Source organism: Bradyrhizobium sp. P5_C11_2 (assembly GCF_054049755.1).
The window spans coordinates 25,638-40,191 of the sequence record NZ_JBFULT010000011.1 but is presented as its reverse complement, the minus strand read 5'-3'; the positions used below and the strand labels follow the sequence as shown (position 1 = coordinate 40,191).

General features: G+C 65.4%; 17 protein-coding genes. 5 read left to right on the top strand and 12 right to left on the bottom strand.

Annotation, left to right across the window (positions count from 1 at the left end):
• Window positions 1-66: 66 nt before the first annotated feature.
• The 5 genes from prmB to uvrC form a co-directional block, all read right to left on the bottom strand.
• The gene (prmB, locus tag ACXJL8_RS02560; RefSeq protein WP_456623385.1) at window positions 67-1,026 is read right to left on the bottom strand and encodes a 50S ribosomal protein L3 N(5)-glutamine methyltransferase; all 960 of its coding nucleotides are present in this window, start codon (window positions 1,024-1,026) and stop codon (window positions 67-69) included.
• Window positions 1,026-1,493 (bottom strand): molybdenum cofactor biosynthesis protein MoaE, encoded by a 468-nt coding sequence (locus tag ACXJL8_RS02555; protein WP_456623384.1) that lies wholly within the window; start codon window positions 1,491-1,493, stop codon window positions 1,026-1,028. Before ACXJL8_RS02555 ends, prmB begins: the two co-directional genes overlap by 1 nt.
• 4 nt (window positions 1,494-1,497) lie before the next feature.
• Window positions 1,498-1,749: a molybdopterin converting factor subunit 1 gene (gene moaD / locus ACXJL8_RS02550; protein WP_456623383.1), complete on the bottom strand. Its 252-nt coding sequence runs from the start codon at window positions 1,747-1,749 to the stop codon at window positions 1,498-1,500.
• Window positions 1,746-2,363: a CDP-diacylglycerol--glycerol-3-phosphate 3-phosphatidyltransferase gene (gene pgsA, locus ACXJL8_RS02545; RefSeq protein ID WP_212484245.1), complete on the bottom strand. Its 618-nt coding sequence runs from the start codon at window positions 2,361-2,363 to the stop codon at window positions 1,746-1,748. The genes moaD and pgsA overlap by 4 nt, the downstream gene beginning before the upstream one ends.
• A gap of 98 nt (window positions 2,364-2,461) precedes the next feature.
• Window positions 2,462-4,525 carry an excinuclease ABC subunit UvrC gene (gene uvrC / locus ACXJL8_RS02540; protein ID WP_456684574.1) on the bottom strand — a complete coding sequence of 688 codons (2,064 nt, stop codon included), beginning with the start codon at window positions 4,523-4,525 and terminating at the stop codon, window positions 2,462-2,464.
• A gap of 249 nt (window positions 4,526-4,774) precedes the next feature.
• Between uvrC and ACXJL8_RS02535 the strand changes: the two genes are divergently transcribed.
• The gene (locus ACXJL8_RS02535) at window positions 4,775-5,398 is read left to right on the top strand and encodes an outer membrane protein (protein ID WP_456623381.1); all 624 of its coding nucleotides are present in this window, start codon (window positions 4,775-4,777) and stop codon (window positions 5,396-5,398) included.
• A gap of 75 nt (window positions 5,399-5,473) precedes the next feature.
• On the opposite strand, the gene ACXJL8_RS02530 is transcribed toward ACXJL8_RS02535, so the two are convergent.
• From ACXJL8_RS02530 to ACXJL8_RS02515, 4 genes are all read right to left on the bottom strand, one after another.
• Window positions 5,474-5,689 carry a cold-shock protein gene (locus ACXJL8_RS02530; RefSeq protein ID WP_008544396.1) on the bottom strand — a complete coding sequence of 72 codons (216 nt, stop codon included), beginning with the start codon at window positions 5,687-5,689 and terminating at the stop codon, window positions 5,474-5,476.
• 251 nt (window positions 5,690-5,940) lie between these two features.
• On the bottom strand, window positions 5,941-6,801 hold the full coding sequence (locus ACXJL8_RS02525) for a 23S rRNA (adenine(2030)-N(6))-methyltransferase RlmJ (RefSeq protein WP_456623380.1): 861 nt from the start codon (window positions 6,799-6,801) through the stop codon (window positions 5,941-5,943).
• Window positions 6,802-6,952: 151 nt separating this feature from the next.
• Window positions 6,953-7,645: a ribonuclease T2 family protein gene (locus tag ACXJL8_RS02520; protein WP_456623379.1), complete on the bottom strand. Its 693-nt coding sequence runs from the start codon at window positions 7,643-7,645 to the stop codon at window positions 6,953-6,955.
• 120 nt (window positions 7,646-7,765) lie between these two features.
• Window positions 7,766-8,230 (bottom strand): hypothetical protein, encoded by a 465-nt coding sequence (locus tag ACXJL8_RS02515; RefSeq protein WP_456684573.1) that lies wholly within the window; start codon window positions 8,228-8,230, stop codon window positions 7,766-7,768.
• Window positions 8,231-8,412: 182 nt separating this feature from the next.
• Between ACXJL8_RS02515 and ACXJL8_RS02510 the strand changes: the two genes are divergently transcribed.
• Both ACXJL8_RS02510 and ACXJL8_RS02505 read left to right on the top strand, forming a co-directional pair.
• Window positions 8,413-8,718 carry a hypothetical protein gene (locus ACXJL8_RS02510; protein WP_456623377.1) on the top strand — a complete coding sequence of 102 codons (306 nt, stop codon included), beginning with the start codon at window positions 8,413-8,415 and terminating at the stop codon, window positions 8,716-8,718.
• Window positions 8,719-8,773: 55 nt separating this feature from the next.
• Entirely contained in the window at window positions 8,774-9,304 is a 531-nt protein-coding gene (locus ACXJL8_RS02505) for a DUF3617 domain-containing protein (protein ID WP_456623376.1), read from the top strand.
• Between the two features lie 208 nt (window positions 9,305-9,512).
• On the opposite strand, the gene ACXJL8_RS02500 is transcribed toward ACXJL8_RS02505, so the two are convergent.
• From ACXJL8_RS02500 to ACXJL8_RS02490, 3 genes are read right to left on the bottom strand one after another with little or no spacing between them, the layout of a single operon-like run.
• Window positions 9,513-10,901: an ATP-binding protein gene (locus ACXJL8_RS02500; RefSeq protein ID WP_456623375.1), complete on the bottom strand. Its 1,389-nt coding sequence runs from the start codon at window positions 10,899-10,901 to the stop codon at window positions 9,513-9,515.
• 25 nt (window positions 10,902-10,926) lie between these two features.
• Window positions 10,927-11,658 (bottom strand): response regulator, encoded by a 732-nt coding sequence (locus tag ACXJL8_RS02495; RefSeq protein WP_456623374.1) that lies wholly within the window; start codon window positions 11,656-11,658, stop codon window positions 10,927-10,929.
• On the bottom strand, window positions 11,655-12,197 hold the full coding sequence (locus ACXJL8_RS02490) for a MarR family winged helix-turn-helix transcriptional regulator (RefSeq protein WP_456623373.1): 543 nt from the start codon (window positions 12,195-12,197) through the stop codon (window positions 11,655-11,657). Before ACXJL8_RS02490 ends, ACXJL8_RS02495 begins: the two co-directional genes overlap by 4 nt.
• Window positions 12,198-12,535: 338 nt before the next feature.
• On the opposite strand from ACXJL8_RS02490, the gene ACXJL8_RS02485 reads away from it, so the two are divergent.
• Both ACXJL8_RS02485 and ACXJL8_RS02480 read left to right on the top strand, forming a co-directional pair.
• The gene (locus ACXJL8_RS02485; RefSeq protein WP_456623372.1) at window positions 12,536-13,618 is read left to right on the top strand and encodes a branched-chain amino acid aminotransferase; all 1,083 of its coding nucleotides are present in this window, start codon (window positions 12,536-12,538) and stop codon (window positions 13,616-13,618) included.
• 238 nt (window positions 13,619-13,856) lie between these two features.
• Entirely contained in the window at window positions 13,857-14,381 is a 525-nt protein-coding gene (locus ACXJL8_RS02480) for a YegJ family protein (RefSeq protein ID WP_456623371.1), read from the top strand.
• Window positions 14,382-14,554 lie beyond the last annotated feature (173 nt).

Below are 14,554 nucleotides of genomic sequence, written 5' to 3'. Positions count from 1 at the left end.
CGCCGGTCTTGGTTTCGCCGGCGTACGCCGGTCTTGGTTTCGCCGGCGTACGCCGGTCTTGGCGGATCAGCCGAGATCGGCAGCCGCGATCCAGAACACCTCGCCCTCGGACTCCTCGGTGTCGAGCCAGAGCAGCGGCAGCTCCGGAAAGGCCTCGTCGAGCAATTCGCGGCCGCGGCCGATCTCGCAGATCAGCCCGCCGTCCGGCGTGAGATGGTCGGGCGCATCGCGCAGGATGCGGCGGACCACATCGAGGCCGTCGGCGCCGCCGTCGAAGGCGAGTTTTGGTTCYGCGCGGCACTCCGGCGGCAGCGCTTCCATGCCGTCCGCATCGACGTATGGCGGATTGGTGATGATCAGGTCATAGCGCGCGTCGCCGAGCGGCGCGAACAGGTCGCCGCGATGGAGGCTGATCCGCTCATCGAGCCCGTGCTCTCCGACATTGCGTGCGGCCACTTCAAGCGCGCCCTTGGAGACGTCGACGGCGTCGACCTCGGCATTCGGGAAATGATGCGCGGCGAGGATGGCGAGGCATCCCGAGCCCGTGCAGAGATCGAGCACACGCTCGACGGCCAAGGGATCGTCGATCAGCGAGCCGGCCTCGCCGTCGCCGCCGAAATGCGAAGCCATGAGCTCGCCGATGAAGGAGCGCGGAACGATGACGCGCTCGTCGACGTAGAAGGGCAGGCCGCGCATGTAGATCTTGTTGACGAGATAGGCGGCCGGCTTGCGCGTGGTGACGCGCTTGTGGATGAGATCGAGGATGGTCTTGCCTTCCGTGGCCGTGACGCAGGCGTGGGCGAAGATCTCGAACTGGTCGGGATGCAGATGCAGGGCTTCGCAGACCAGGAAGACGGCTTCCGCGACCGGGTCGGTCGTGCCATGGGCAAAGGCGAGCTTTGCTTCGACGAAGCGGCTGACCGCGTAGCGGACAAAATCGATCAGCGTGAGAAGCTCGCCGCGGCCCACCTTCGCAAGCTTTGGCGCGGCGCGGCCGCGCGTGGTCTTTCTCGTCGCTCTTGCCATCAGGATTTGACCCAGCGTGCGGCGGCCTCGTCGTCATGCGCCTGGGCCTCGACCCAGCCGGTGCCGGTGGCGCTCTCTTCCTTCTTCCAGAACGGCGCGCTGGTCTTGAGGTAATCCATCAGGAACTCGGCTGCCTCGAATGCCGCCTGGCGGTGTTGCGAGGCGGTCAGCACCAGCACGATGTTCTGGCCGGGCATGAACCGGCCGACGCGGTGGATGACCGTGACGCCGTTGAGCGGCCAGCGCGAAATGGCCTCGTCGACATGGCGCTTGATCTCTTCCTCGGCCATGCCCGGATAATGTTCGAGCGTCAGCGCCGCGATCTTCGCGCTGTCCTCGTCGCCGCGGCAGATGCCGGAGAAGCTCACGACCGCGCCGATGTCGGTGCGGCCCCTGGTCAGGCCCGCGATTTCGCGCGCGATGTCGAAATCGTCCTCCTGGATGCGGATGGTGACGGGGCCGCTCATGGGTCTAGCCGCCGGTCATCGGCGGGAAGAACGCGATCTCGCGGGCGCCCGCGATCGCGGCGTCCGGCCTGACATGGGCGTGGTCGATCGCGGCGCGGATCACCTTCGGCTTCTCGAACGCATAGGCATAGGCCTCGCTTTGGCCGGACAGCCAGGCGATCAGCTCCTCGACGGTGCGCACCGTCGCCGGCGGCTCGACGGTCTCCTCGGCCTTGCCGACGCGCTCGCGCACCCAGGCGAAATATTTCAGCTTCATCCCTCATCCTCCTTGATGAGGTGATGGATGCCGGCGCGGAAGTAATCGTAGCCGGTGTACATGGTGAGGATTGCCGAGGCCCAGAGCAGCGCCAGTCCGATCATCGAGACCACGGGCACCACCTCGTCGCCGGCCGGGCCGGCCAGCAGGAAGCCGATGGCGATGAGCTGAACGGTCGTCTTCCACTTCGCAAGCTTTGTTACGGGCACGCTCACCCGCAGCGCGGCGAGATATTCGCGCAGACCCGAGACCAGGATCTCGCGGCACAGGATCACGATGGCGGCCCACAGCGACCAGCCGTGGATGATGCCGTCGGCGGCCAGCATCAGCAGGCAGGAGGCGACCAGCAGCTTGTCGGCGATCGGATCGAGCATCCGGCCGAATGCCGATTGCTGATTCCAGATCCGCGCGTAATAGCCGTCGAGGTAGTCGGTGACCGCAGCCGCGATGAAGATGGCGACCGCGACCCAGCGCAGCCACAGCGGGCCGTCCATGATCGACTGCGCATAGATGCACCCGACCACGACCGGGATCGCGGCGATCCGGCCGTAGGTCAGGATGTTCGGGAGGGACATCGCGCGGCTGGTCGTCCCTCGTGTGGTGGCGATGTTCATCCGTCCTACCAATACCGCTGCTGCCTGAAGGTCAACCGTCCCGCTCCCCAAATGAGGTGCAGGATACGACGACCATATGACCGCAGCCCCCCTTTAATTCATCCCGGCTGGGGATGGAAATACTCGAAAATCCTGCGGGCGCTTTCGGCGCTCACTCCCGGAACCTTGCCGAGATCGACGATCGAGGCCCGCTCGATCTCCTTCAGGGTTCCGAAATGATGCAGCAAGGCACGTTTGCGTGACGGGCCGATGCCCGGAATCTCCTGCAATCCGGCCTCGCGGATGTCCTTCTTGCGCAGCTTGYGGTGGGAGCCGATGACGAAGCGGTGGGCCTCGTCCCGCAGCCGCTGGATGAAGTAGAGCACGGGGTCGCGCGGCTCCRGCTTGATCGCCTCGCGCTCCGGCATGAACAGGGTCTCGCGGCCGGCATCCCGGTCCGGTCCCTTGGCCACCGACATCAGCGACACCTGGGTCAATCCGAGGCCAGCGAAGATCTCGCGGACGGCGTTGAGCTGGCCGCGGCCGCCGTCGATGATCACGAGGTCCGGCCATTGTGGGAAATCATCGTCCTTGGCCTTGGCCCCATTGTCCTCGGGCGGATTGATGAGGCGCTTGAAGCGGCGCTCCAGCACCTCGCGCATCATGGCGTAGTCGTCGCCYGGCGTGAGCCCTTCGGACTTGATGTTGAACTTGCGGTACTGGTTCTTCACGAAGCCATCGGGCCCGGCGACGATCATGGCGCCGACCGCGTTGGTGCCCTGGATGTGGCTGTTGTCGTAGACCTCGATGCGCTTCGGCGCATGCGGCAGGCTCAGCGTCGCGGCCATCGCCTCCAGCAGGCGGCCCTGGGTCGCGGTGTCCGCGAGCTTGCGGCCGAGCGCCTCGCGCGCATTGGTCAGGGCGTGGGTGACGAGTTCCTTCTTCTCCCCGCGCTTCGGAGCCGTGACCTCGATCTTGTGGCCGGCCTTGATCGACAGCGCGGTGGCGAGCAGCTCGCTTTCCTCGATCTCGTGCGAGAGCAGGATGACTTTCGGCGGCGGCTTGTCGTCATAGAACTGGGCGAGGAACGAGCCCAGCACTTCCTCCGGCGTATAGCTCTTCTCCGCGCGTGGAAAATAGGCGCGATTGCCCCAGTTCTGCCCGGTGCGGAAGAAGAACACCTCGACGCAGGAGAAGCCGCCCTCCTGGTGGATCGCGAACACGTCGGCTTCCTCCACCGTGCGCGGATTGATGCCCTGCTGCGACTGGATTGCCGAGAGCGCGGCGAGACGGTCGCGGTAGAGCGCCGCGCTCTCGAATTCGAGCTCGCCGGAGGCCTTCTCCATCTCGGCGGCCAGCTCCTGCTTCACCGCCTGGCTCTTGCCGGAGAGGAAGTCGGTCGCTTCGCGCACCAGCGTCGTATAGCCGGGGAAGTCGATCTCGCGGGTGCAGGGGCCGGCGCAGCGGCGGATCTGGTAGAGCAGGCAGGGCCGCGAGCGGCTCTCGAAGAAGGAATCGGTGCAGGAGCGGATCAGGAAGGCGCGCTGCAAGGCCGTGATGGTGCGGTTGACGGCGCCGGCGGAGGCGAACGGGCCGAAATAGCGCCCGGGGCGGGTCTGCGCGCCGCGGTGCTTCAGGATCTGCGGCGCCCAATGGTCGCCGGTGATCAGGATGTAGGGAAACGACTTGTCGTCGCGGAGCTGCACGTTGAAGCGCGGCCGGAGCTGCTTGATGAGGTTGGCCTCGAGCAGCAGCGCTTCGGTCTCGGTCGTGGTCGAGACGATTTCCACGGAGACCGTGGCGGCGATCATGCGCAGGATGCGCGCCGGCTGCGGCGCACTGAGGCGCGCGTAGTTGGACAGCCGCTTTTTGACGTTCTTGGCCTTGCCGACATAGAGCACGTCGTTGTTCGCATTGAGCATGCGATAGACGCCGGGCGAGGTGGGGGYGAGCCGGACCGCGCGCTCGATCGTCTCATGGCCGCTCGCCAGCGGGCCCTCGCCGACCGCGCCGCTCTCTTCCAGGATGTCCGGCAGCCGCCCATCGTCCTCGTCGTCACCGCCAGCCGTGGCGGGATCGAGGTCCGGCGGCGCCAGCCCCTCGGGCGGGGCGTCCGGTGCGGTCCGGTGCGGCGATTTACGTGCGCGTGCGTCGTCCGGATTGTCGGGGGAATCGTGAACCATGGGACGAATTTAGGCGCTGGGGGTGCCGATTTGAAGTTCCGGCCACGCTGCATGCACCGGATAGCGCACCCAGTTCCCGGTAACGCTTCCTTAAGTCTGTTAAGCGCGCGGTAACCGGACTTAACAGCCCTTTAACTTAAAACTCTCGATAAATCCTACGCGAAAAGTTCTTGGTTCCGTAACCATGCGGCACGCCTTGCGCGGCGGTGCAGGCATCGCACGGCTGCGGCAGTTGCGTTGGAGAGTGTGATGAAGAGGCTCATGGTGGGCGCGGCCGCGTTGGTTGCCGCCGGCTGGACGGCTTCGGCAGAGGCCGCCGATCTCAGCTACGGGCAGCGCGCGCCCTATACCGTCAATCAGCCGCTGAATGCCTATAGCTGGGCCGGCCCGTATCTCGGCGCCAACATCGGCTATGAATGGGGTTCGGTGAGCAACACGCCCGTGAAGCCCTCCGGCTTCGTCGGCGGCGTCCAGGCCGGCTACAATTTCCAGAACGGTCCGTGGGTGTTCGGCGTCGAAGGCGACATCCAGGCCGCCGGCGCCGACGACACCTTTGCGCCGTGGAAGTTCTCCAATCCCTGGTTCGGCACCCTGCGCGGCCGCGCCGGCTATGCCTTCAGCAACGTGCTGTTCTACGGCACCGCCGGTCTCGCCTTCGGCGAGCTGCGTGCGCAGACCTTCGGCTGGACGGAGTCGCACACCAGCGCCGGCTGGACCATCGGTGCCGGCGCGGAAGTCGGCTTCGCGCCGAACTGGAGCGCCAAGCTCGAATATCTCTACATCGATCTGTCGACGAGTCAGTTCGCGATTACAGGCGTGTCAAACGGCTATAGCGCCAGCGTTGTGCGCGCAGGCGTGAACTATCACTTCTGATAGCCAAAGAAGAAAAGACCGGACACCTTCAACCTCCCGGCCGCAAGCGGCCGGGATTTTTTTTAATCAGGTGCGCTAGGAGAGGATGACTAAATTGACCGCCTTCGGCCCCTTCCCCTTCTTGTCCGGTTCGACTTCAAATGTAATACGCTGTCCTTCGGCAAGGTCCTTCAGTCCCGCTCGCTCCACCGCAGTGATGTGAACGAAGACATCGCGACCGCCGTCGTCCGGCTTGATGAAGCCGTAGCCGCGCTCGCCGTTGAAGAACTTGACCGTTCCCGTCATGGCCATCGGGAAACTCCCCCTCATTGCTCCTCCGCCGCGACGCAGACGCGCGTCACGGCATGACCGGGCTTTACGAAGCCCGGGAGCTGGCCATCCTTGGGCAGACCATTCGGTCCGACCGGATCTTTCTTAGGGCCTTCACTCCGCCGCAACCATTCGCGGAAGCGGAACGTAAAGCCAGTCACGGAAACAGCATAATACGGTTCATCGCAGATTGACTACCGCTCCTGCATATTTTTCCCAAGAATGCCGGAGTGTTACGGCTTTGGGACTTCCAGCCTGAAGCGTGCTGGTCCGCCCTGGCCGAGCGGTACTTCCAGCTCGGGGAGGATCGTCTTCAGCTCGCCGTGCAGCGTGAAGGGCGGATTGACGATCAGGAGCCCGGTGGTGGCGAGCGGTGCGCCATCAACCTGCGGCGACACGCTGAATTCGAGCCGCAGGCATTTTCCAGGCGGTTTTGCTGCAGCTGCGGCGCGCGCCACCAGTTGCGCCAGTGCGTCGGTGGCGCGCCGGCTCTTGGCCGGATACCAGATTACATAGATACCGGTCGGCCATTTCGCGAAGGCTGTGGAGAAGGCCTCGCCCAGCCGTTCGAACTCGTCCTTCGCCTCGAAGGCCGGATCGATCAGCACGAGCCCGCGCCGCTCTTTCGGCGGCACGAAGGCCGGCAGCGCGACCCAGCCGTCGAGATCGACCACCCGGGCCTGTTCGTCGCGCCGCAGCACATTGATCAGCGCCTTGCGCGCCTTCGGCTCGAGCTCGCAGGCGACGAGGCGGTCCTGCGGCCGCATCAGGCCGCGCGCGATCAGCGGCGAGCCCGGATAGGCCTTGAGCTCGCCCTTCGGATTGAAGGCGCGGACGATGTCGAGATAAGGCTTGGTCAGCGCGACGGTCTCGTTCGACAGGCGCGCCTGCATCAGCCGCGCGATGCCCGTCAGCCATTCGCCGCCGCGCCGCGCCTCGTCGCTTTCGAGATCATAGAGGCCGGCGCCGGCATGGGTGTCGATGACGCGGAACGCGCCCGGCTTGTCCTGCAAATAGGTCAGGATGCGGGCCAGCACGATGTGCTTGATGACATCGGCGAAGCTGCCGGCATGGAAGGCGTGGCGGTAGTTCATGGCGCAGAGTTACGACATCGCGCGATGAAAGTAACTGCTGTCATTCCGGGGCGGTGTGTAGCACCGAACTATGGTGCGCAATTGCGCACCTGAGAATCTCGAGATTCCGGGTTCACGCTTCGCGTGCCCCGGAATGACGGAGCTGATTTAGCTACCCACCCCTGATCGGCGGCATCGTCACCTGATCGCGGCGGCAGGCGCGGCGGTCGGTCTCCTCGCAGGCGCGGAATTGCAAGTCCTTGCTGAGGCAGATGCGGACCTCGGAGAGCCGCGTCCGGTTGCAGGTGACCGAGACGGCGGCATTGCTCAAGCCCGGATTGGCCTTGATGAAGGCCTCCTCGACCTCGGCCGGCGCCACCGTCTTGGCCTGCGTCAGGTCAAGATATTCGGCCGGAATCTTGATTGCGGCACGGGCCTTCCGGATCGTCTCGAAATAGCTGCGGTCGGCGAGACCCGAGCAGGTGCCGTGCTTGTCCCATTCGTTGAAGATCAGGCCCGGCGCCGGCATCAGGTCGAGCATCGAGGAGACGATGCTGCGGTTCAGCCGCGGTGCCGGCCGCTGGCAATATTCGGGGAAGCCGTTCTCATATTGCGGCCACAGCCCGTGCACCACGAAGGCGAACGGCCGCCCGCCGCACTGGATCTGCGAGCGTCCGCCGCGTTCCGCCGCTTCTTCGCAGAAGGAGGGCGACCAGGACAGCGACAGAACGTAGAAATCGAACTCGCCCGGCGTGTTCTGCCGCTTGTCCTGCGCTCGCGCGCCGCCGGCGGCCGAGACCAGCCCGGCAGCGAGGGCGAGCGAGATCATCAGGCGGGAAAACCGACGCAATCTGGAATGAAACATGGCAAAGCCCCTCAACTAGACTGTGCAATCGAGCCTAGCAGGCGACAGGAACATTTCAAGAACAAAATTCGAGCGGCGCCGGTTCCGGACCAGCCGGCCGCGAATCAGGGCTTGTCGAAATTATTGCTTAGCGGCCCGGCAGGCCGGGTTGTAGGCCCAGTTGCGGTCGAGCCCGACCACGCACCATTCGACGCCCTGGCCGTAGCCGGCAAAGCCGCCGTCCTCGATGATCRAGAAGTGCACCTTGCGCATCTTGCCGTCATTGAGCATCGCTTCGCCGGTGCAGTAACGGCGCGGGATGTTATCGGACGCCCAGGGCCGGAACGCGGTCTCGTGAACGGCCGAGAAGCCTGTGATTTTCAACGAGGAATTCCAGAACGAGCTTTCCTTCTCCCAGAACTGGGTCGCGATCGTCGGCAGCGCCTTGTCGCAATCGGCGACATTGCCGTCATAGCGCGGCCCGCTGAGCCAGAAATTCAGCTCCAGCGGATTGGCGGCCCTCGCCTCATTGAGCGACAGCGCCCCGAGCATGAGGCCGAGCAAAGCGGCAAAGCGGAGCGATGTCAGGGACGAGAGGGCGCGCATGGGCAATCCAGACAGCATGATCTGAGAGGGACTGACGGTGCCGCGAAGGCCGGGGGAGGTCAAGTGCAGCGCGGCAACACTTGCCGACGAGTTGAGCGTGATGACGCGGCAGACGGCCCTTCCGTTCTTTCCACGGTCGCGCCGGCACCGTAAACTGGCGCCAACCAATTGGAGTGACGGGAATGCGAATCATTGCGGCCGCGGGCCTTGTTGTCGGCCTGGTTGTCTCGGGACTGCTGGCAAGCCAGTCGGCGCGTGCCGATCTCCTGCCGGTGCCGCCGTTCAAGGGCAACGACACCGGGGGCATCATCGCCTATTCGATGGCGACCCAGGTCGATGCGCGGCAGGTCGCGGTCGATCACTGCGCGCGGTACGGCAAGGTGGTCAAATTCCTCGCGGTGCAGGGCTACGAGGGCGGCTACATCTCATTTTCCTGCCGCTGGGTGCCCTATGGGGCCGCCGACCGGCCGATCCGCACGCTCTACTGAGGCGTTCTCCTGACGCCAGGATAAGGTCAAGTCATCTCAGCCGGGAGCCTCTCGCATGACGCGCAAGCTCGCTTTGCTCGGTTCAGCCGTTTGCCTCGTGTTGTCGGCAGGCAGCGCCTGCGCCGACGACCTTCCGGTGCGCAAGGCCGGCCTGTGGGAATTGAAGATGGTCAGGAGCGGCTCGGCGATGCCGGACATGACCATGCAGCACTGCACCGACGAGACCGTCGACAAGGAGATGAACAACAACGTCTCCCCGATGGCCAAGCAGATCTGCGCCAAGCAGGACATCAAGAAGACGGCGACCGGCTATGTCAGCGATTCCGAGTGCAACGTCGCCGGCATCAGCACGACCTCTCACGCGGAGATCGTGGGCGATTTYAATTCGGCCTACACGGTCAAGACCACCTCGCACGCGCAAGGCGGCCCCGTCGGCGCGGCAGGCCGCGATACCACCATGACGCTCGAAGCCAAATGGCTGGGCGCCTGCAAGCCCGACCAGAAGCCCGGCGACATCGTGATGCCCGGCGGCTTCAAGATGAACGTCCGCGACGTCGATAAGCTGAAGGCGCTGCTGCCGAAGTAGGTTGTCTTCCCCTCTCCCCTTGCGCTCGCCGCGAAGCGGCGAGACGGGTGAGGGGCATCTCACCGCGTGTGACACTCTTACTTCTGAATTCGTTGAAGCAACCCCTCATCCGGCGCCATAGCCGAAGCTTCGCTTCGGCGTTCTTAAGAACGGCGGCCGAAGGCCGCCTACGCCACCTTCTCCCGCAAGGGGAGAAGGAAGATCGCGGCTACACCGGTATCCGCACACTCGCCCTTAATCCGCCCATCGGGCTGTCGCCGAGCGTGATGTCGCCGCCATGCGAGCGGGCGATGTCGCGGGCGATGGCCAGCCCGAGACCCGTGCCGCCCTCGTCCTGGTTGCGGGCGTTGTCCAGCCGCAGGAACGGCTTGAACACCTCTTCGCGCAGATGGGCGGGAATGCCCGGCCCGTCGTCGTCGACGGTGACGGTCAAATATCGGTGATCGCGCTGGCCGGCGATGGCGATGGTCCTGCCGTAGCGCGCCGCGTTGGTGACGAGGTTGGCGAGGCAGCGCTTGAACGAGGCCGGCTTCACCGTGACCACGGGCAGGCCGTGGAACGCGACGGTCGCGGCGTGGCCATGGCGTTCGGCGTCGCTGCGCAGCTCTTCGAGCGCCTGCGCCATGTCGGTCGGCTGCGACTGCTCGCCGGAATCGCCGCGGGCAAAGGCGAGATAATCCTCGAGCATCATCGACATCTCGTCGACGTCCTTGCGCATGCCCTCCAATTCGGGATTGTCGCCGATCAGCGCCAGCTCGAGCTTGAAGCGGGTCAGGATGGTGCGCAGATCGTGGCTGACGCCGGCGAGCATCGCGGTGCGCTGCTCCATCGTGCGCTCGATGCGGGACTTCATCTCGAGGAAGGCGACCGCCGCGCGCCGCACCTCGCGCGCGCCCCTGGGGCGGAAGTTCGGCGCCTCGCGGCCCTTGCCGAAGCTTTCGGCGGCGTCCGCAAGGCGCAGGATCGGCTTGATCTGGTTGCGCAGGAACAGCACCGCGACGATCAGCAGGATCGAGGACGTGCCGACCATCCAGAACAGGAAGATCTCCGAGTTCGAGGCATAGGCGGCGCTGCGCTGCGCGAACACGCGCATCACGGCATCGTCGAGCTGGATGCGGATCTCGACGACGTTGGAGCGGCCGACCGTGTCGATCCAGAACGAGCGTCCGATCTGGCGGCCGAGCTGCACCGACAGCGTCTGGTCGAGCAGCGAGAAGAACGGCTTTGGTCCGGGCGGCGGCATGTCGCCGGCGGGCAGGAAATCCACCACGAGGCCGAGGCGCTGCTGGGCGATGCGACGGATCTGGTCGCGGTCCTTGTCCTGCGGATAGCCCTTGTAGACGTCGATCAGCGCGGCGATGTCCTGCACCACCGCGGCCGACAAGCGGCGCGTCACCGTGTTCCAGTGCCGCTCCATGAACACGAAGGCGACGACGGATTGCAGCACCACCATCGGCACGATCATGATCAGCAGCGCACGGGCATAGAGGCCGGTCGGCATCCAGCCCTTGAACGCGTTGCCCATCCAGCCATTGGCGGCTGAGACGCGGCCGGCGGCGCTTCGCAGCAGCGTCAGGCCGGTATCGATCGTGCTCATCGGTCGCGCTTCACTGCTCTGGATTTTATGGCGAGGCCACCAGCCGGTAGCCGATGCCGCGGACCGCCTGGAGGAACAGCGGATTGGCGGGGTCGGTCTCGATCTTGCGCCGCAGGCGATTGATCTGCACGTCGACGGCGCGCTCGTTGACGCTGCCATTGCCGGTCAGCGCGCTACGCGGCACGGTCTCGCCCGGCGTCTCCGAGAGGATCCGCAGCATCTCGCGCTCGCGGTCGGTGAGGTGAATGACTTCCTCGCCCTGGCGCAGTTCGCCGCGATCGAGATGGTAGATGTAAGGACCGAATGCGATCTTCTCCACAGTCGCAGCCTGCGGCGGCGGCGCGGCGCGCTTGAGGATGTTGTTGATGCGCAGCGCCAGCTCGCGCGGCTCGAACGGCTTTGCCACGTAATCGTCGGCGCCGATTTGCAGGCCCTCGATGCGGGCCTCGGCTTCGTGCCGCGCCGTCAGCATCACGATCGGCACCGATGAGGACGTCCGGATGAAGCGGGCGAGATCGAAGCCGGTCTCGCCGGGCATCATGACGTCGAGGATCAGCAGGTCGAAATGCAGCCCCAGCAGCTTCGAGCGCGCGTCGCCGGCGCTCGCGGCGGTGGTGACGCGATAGCCTTCGCTGGCGAGAAAGCGCGACAACAGATCGCGGATGCGGCGATCGTCGTCGACCAGCAGCAGATGCGGGGCGTCGTCGGCCGGCTGTGCGGGCGGGCGCGCGAGCGTGGCAGCGAGCGGCACGGTCACTCCTTTGCGTCTTGATTGACGGTGGCGAAGATCGTCTCCAGCACCTTGTCCGGATCCTCGCGGTCGATCATCGCGCGCAGGAAGCGCTTGACGGTCTCGGCATCCTGCGGCGCCATCTCGGCAAGCGCCTTGGTGATCCGCGTGGTCTGGAGGCCGGCGAGCTTCTGCACCAGTGCCTCGCCCTTGGGCGTGGCGTAGAGCAGGCGCTGGCGACGGTCGTTGTCGCCGGTCTTCTGCACGATGTAGCCCTCGTCCAGCAGCTGCTTGAGCACCCGGCCGAGCGATTGCTTGGTGATGCGCAGGACGTCGAGCAGATCGGCGACCTTGAGCCCGGGATAGCGGTAGACGAAGTGCATGACCCGGTGATGGGCCCGGCCGAAGCCGAAAGCCTCCAGCTCCTGGTCGGGGTCGCCGACGAAATCACGATAGGCGAAGAACAACAGCTCGATGATATCCCAGCGCAAATTGCCTCCGTCGCCTGCCGCCGGCCGTGGCTCGGCAGCGTCTTGAGGGGGAGTAGCGAAATTTATGTCAGGCATATTGACGTATCTTGGGTTCAATGTTACAAAACGATTAGCCGGCACGAAATTTTAGATCGTTTCGCGTCGGGTGGCATCGTCGAGGACGGCCGGGGAAAGCCGGACAGGCGGCGACGGCCGGATCAGGTCTACCGTGCGATTGTCGAGCGGCATTTCGGCAAAACATACTGGACTTCTGCCTTCCGCAAAAGCATGTCCTCCGCGGCATGCTGGCTACGGAAACCGGCCGTAACATGGCTGGCGGTGGTTCAGCCAGAAACCTAATCGAGCCAGCCGGGCCCGAAAGAGGGTAGGCCGGCGCCAGGACGGCGCCGCCACCGGCAGCGGGAGGCAAGGAAATGAGCATGAAATTCGAGATCCAGCCCGCATCCAATCCTACTCCAGAGAAGGACCGCGTGGCCAAGCTGGTGGACCCCGGCTTCGGGCGGGTCTTCACCGATCACATGGCGATCGTCCGCTACAACCAGGCCAAGGGCGGCTGGTACGAGGCGCGGATCGAGGCGCGCGCCAATTTCCAGCTCGATCCGGCCGGCGCCGTCCTGCACTATGCGCAGGAAATTTTTGAAGGCCTCAAGGCCTACAAGCGCGACGACGGCGGCGTGAACCTGTTCCGCCCCGACGCCAATGCGCGGCGCTTCAAGGACTCCGCCGACCGCATGGCGATGGCGCAGTTGCCTGAAGACGTCTTCATCGAGGCGGTCGAGCAGGTCGTGCGCATCGACCGCGCCTGGATGCCGGGCGGCGAGGGCAGCCTTTACCTGCGGCCCTTCATGATCGCGAGCGAGACCTTCCTCGGCGTGAAGCCGTCGTCCGAATACATCTTCGCGGTCATCGCCTCGCCGGTCGGCTCCTATTTCAAGGGCGGTCCTGCGCCGGTGTCGATCTGGGTGTCGGAGAACTACACGCGCGCCGCGATCGGCGGCACCGGCGCCGTCAAGTGCGGCGGCAATTACGCCGCGAGCCTGCGCGCGCAGGCCGAGGCGATCCAGCATGGCTGCGATCAGGTCGTGTTCCTCGACGCGGTCGAGCGCCGCTATATCGAGGAGCTCGGCGGCATGAACATCTTCTTCGTGTTCGAGGACGGCTCGCTGTCGACGCCGCCGCTCGGCACGATCCTGCCGGGCATCACCCGCGACTCGATCATTGCGCTCGCCCGCGATGCCGGCAAGACGGTGCGCGAGGAACCGTACTCGCTCGACCAATGGCGCAAGGATGCAGGCTCCGGCAAGCTGAAGGAGGCGTTTGCCTGCGGCACCGCCGCCGTGATCTCGCCGATCGGCAAGGTGCGCTCGGTGAGCGGCGATTTCGACATCAGCGGCGGCGCCGCCGGGCCCGTCGCCATGGGCCTGCGCAAGCAGCTCATCGACATCCAGTACGGCCGCACCAACGATCCGCACAGCTGGATCAAAAAGGTGTTTTGAGATCTCGTGTCCCGGACGCGGCGCAGCGCTTCTTCAGCGGTGCGCCGCAGAGCCGGGACCCATCTCGCCGCGGATGGACCCCGGATCGGCAGCGCACCACGCCGCAAGCGCGGCGCGTTGCGCAGCATCCGGGGAACGCCGGTTGGCAGACATGCCCATGAACGCCCCGCCGCGATCGCGCGACATAGTCCAAGACCTTGAGTACCTGGACATCAAAAGCATCCTGGACATCGCGATCATGGCATCCAAGCTCTCCCAGCCCCTGAAATGGGCCGTTCTCGCCGCAATCACCGGCATCACGGTCTTCGGCATCCTGACCGTCGGCCCCAAGCCCGAGGTCGCGGCGCAAGACCGCTCGCCCGTCATCGACGTGCGCACGGCGGATGCGGAGATGAACGCCGCGATCGCGCGCGCCCGCGGCACGCTTCCGACATTCTGGGCCTCCTTTGATGCGCCGAAGCCGACCGAGGACGGCCACTCCCTGAAGGTGCGCTTCCCGACCCACAAGGGCGCCGAGCACATCTGGATGGCCGAGGTGAAGAAGCTGCCGAACGGAGCCTATTCGGGCCGCTTCGCCAACGAGCCGCGCGATCTGCCCGGCAAGCGGGCAGGCGACCTGGTCGAGTTCGCGCAAGCCGACATTTCCGACTGGATGTTCATGCGCAACGGCAAGATCGTCGGCGGCGAGACCATCAAGCCGCTGCTCAAATCCATGCCGAAAGCGGATGCCGCCGCGCTCCGGGCCCGGATGGAGCAGCCGTAAATTCTCTTCCCCTCTCCCCGCCTGCGGGGAGAGGTAGGGTGAGGGGGAGTCTCCACGGGGGTGGTGACAATTGGACTCGCGGAGAGTCCCCCTCACCCGGAATCCGCGCGTTCCGCGCGCAATCCGACCTCTCCCCGCAAGCGGGGCGAGGTGAAGAGCACTCGCCGGGTTGC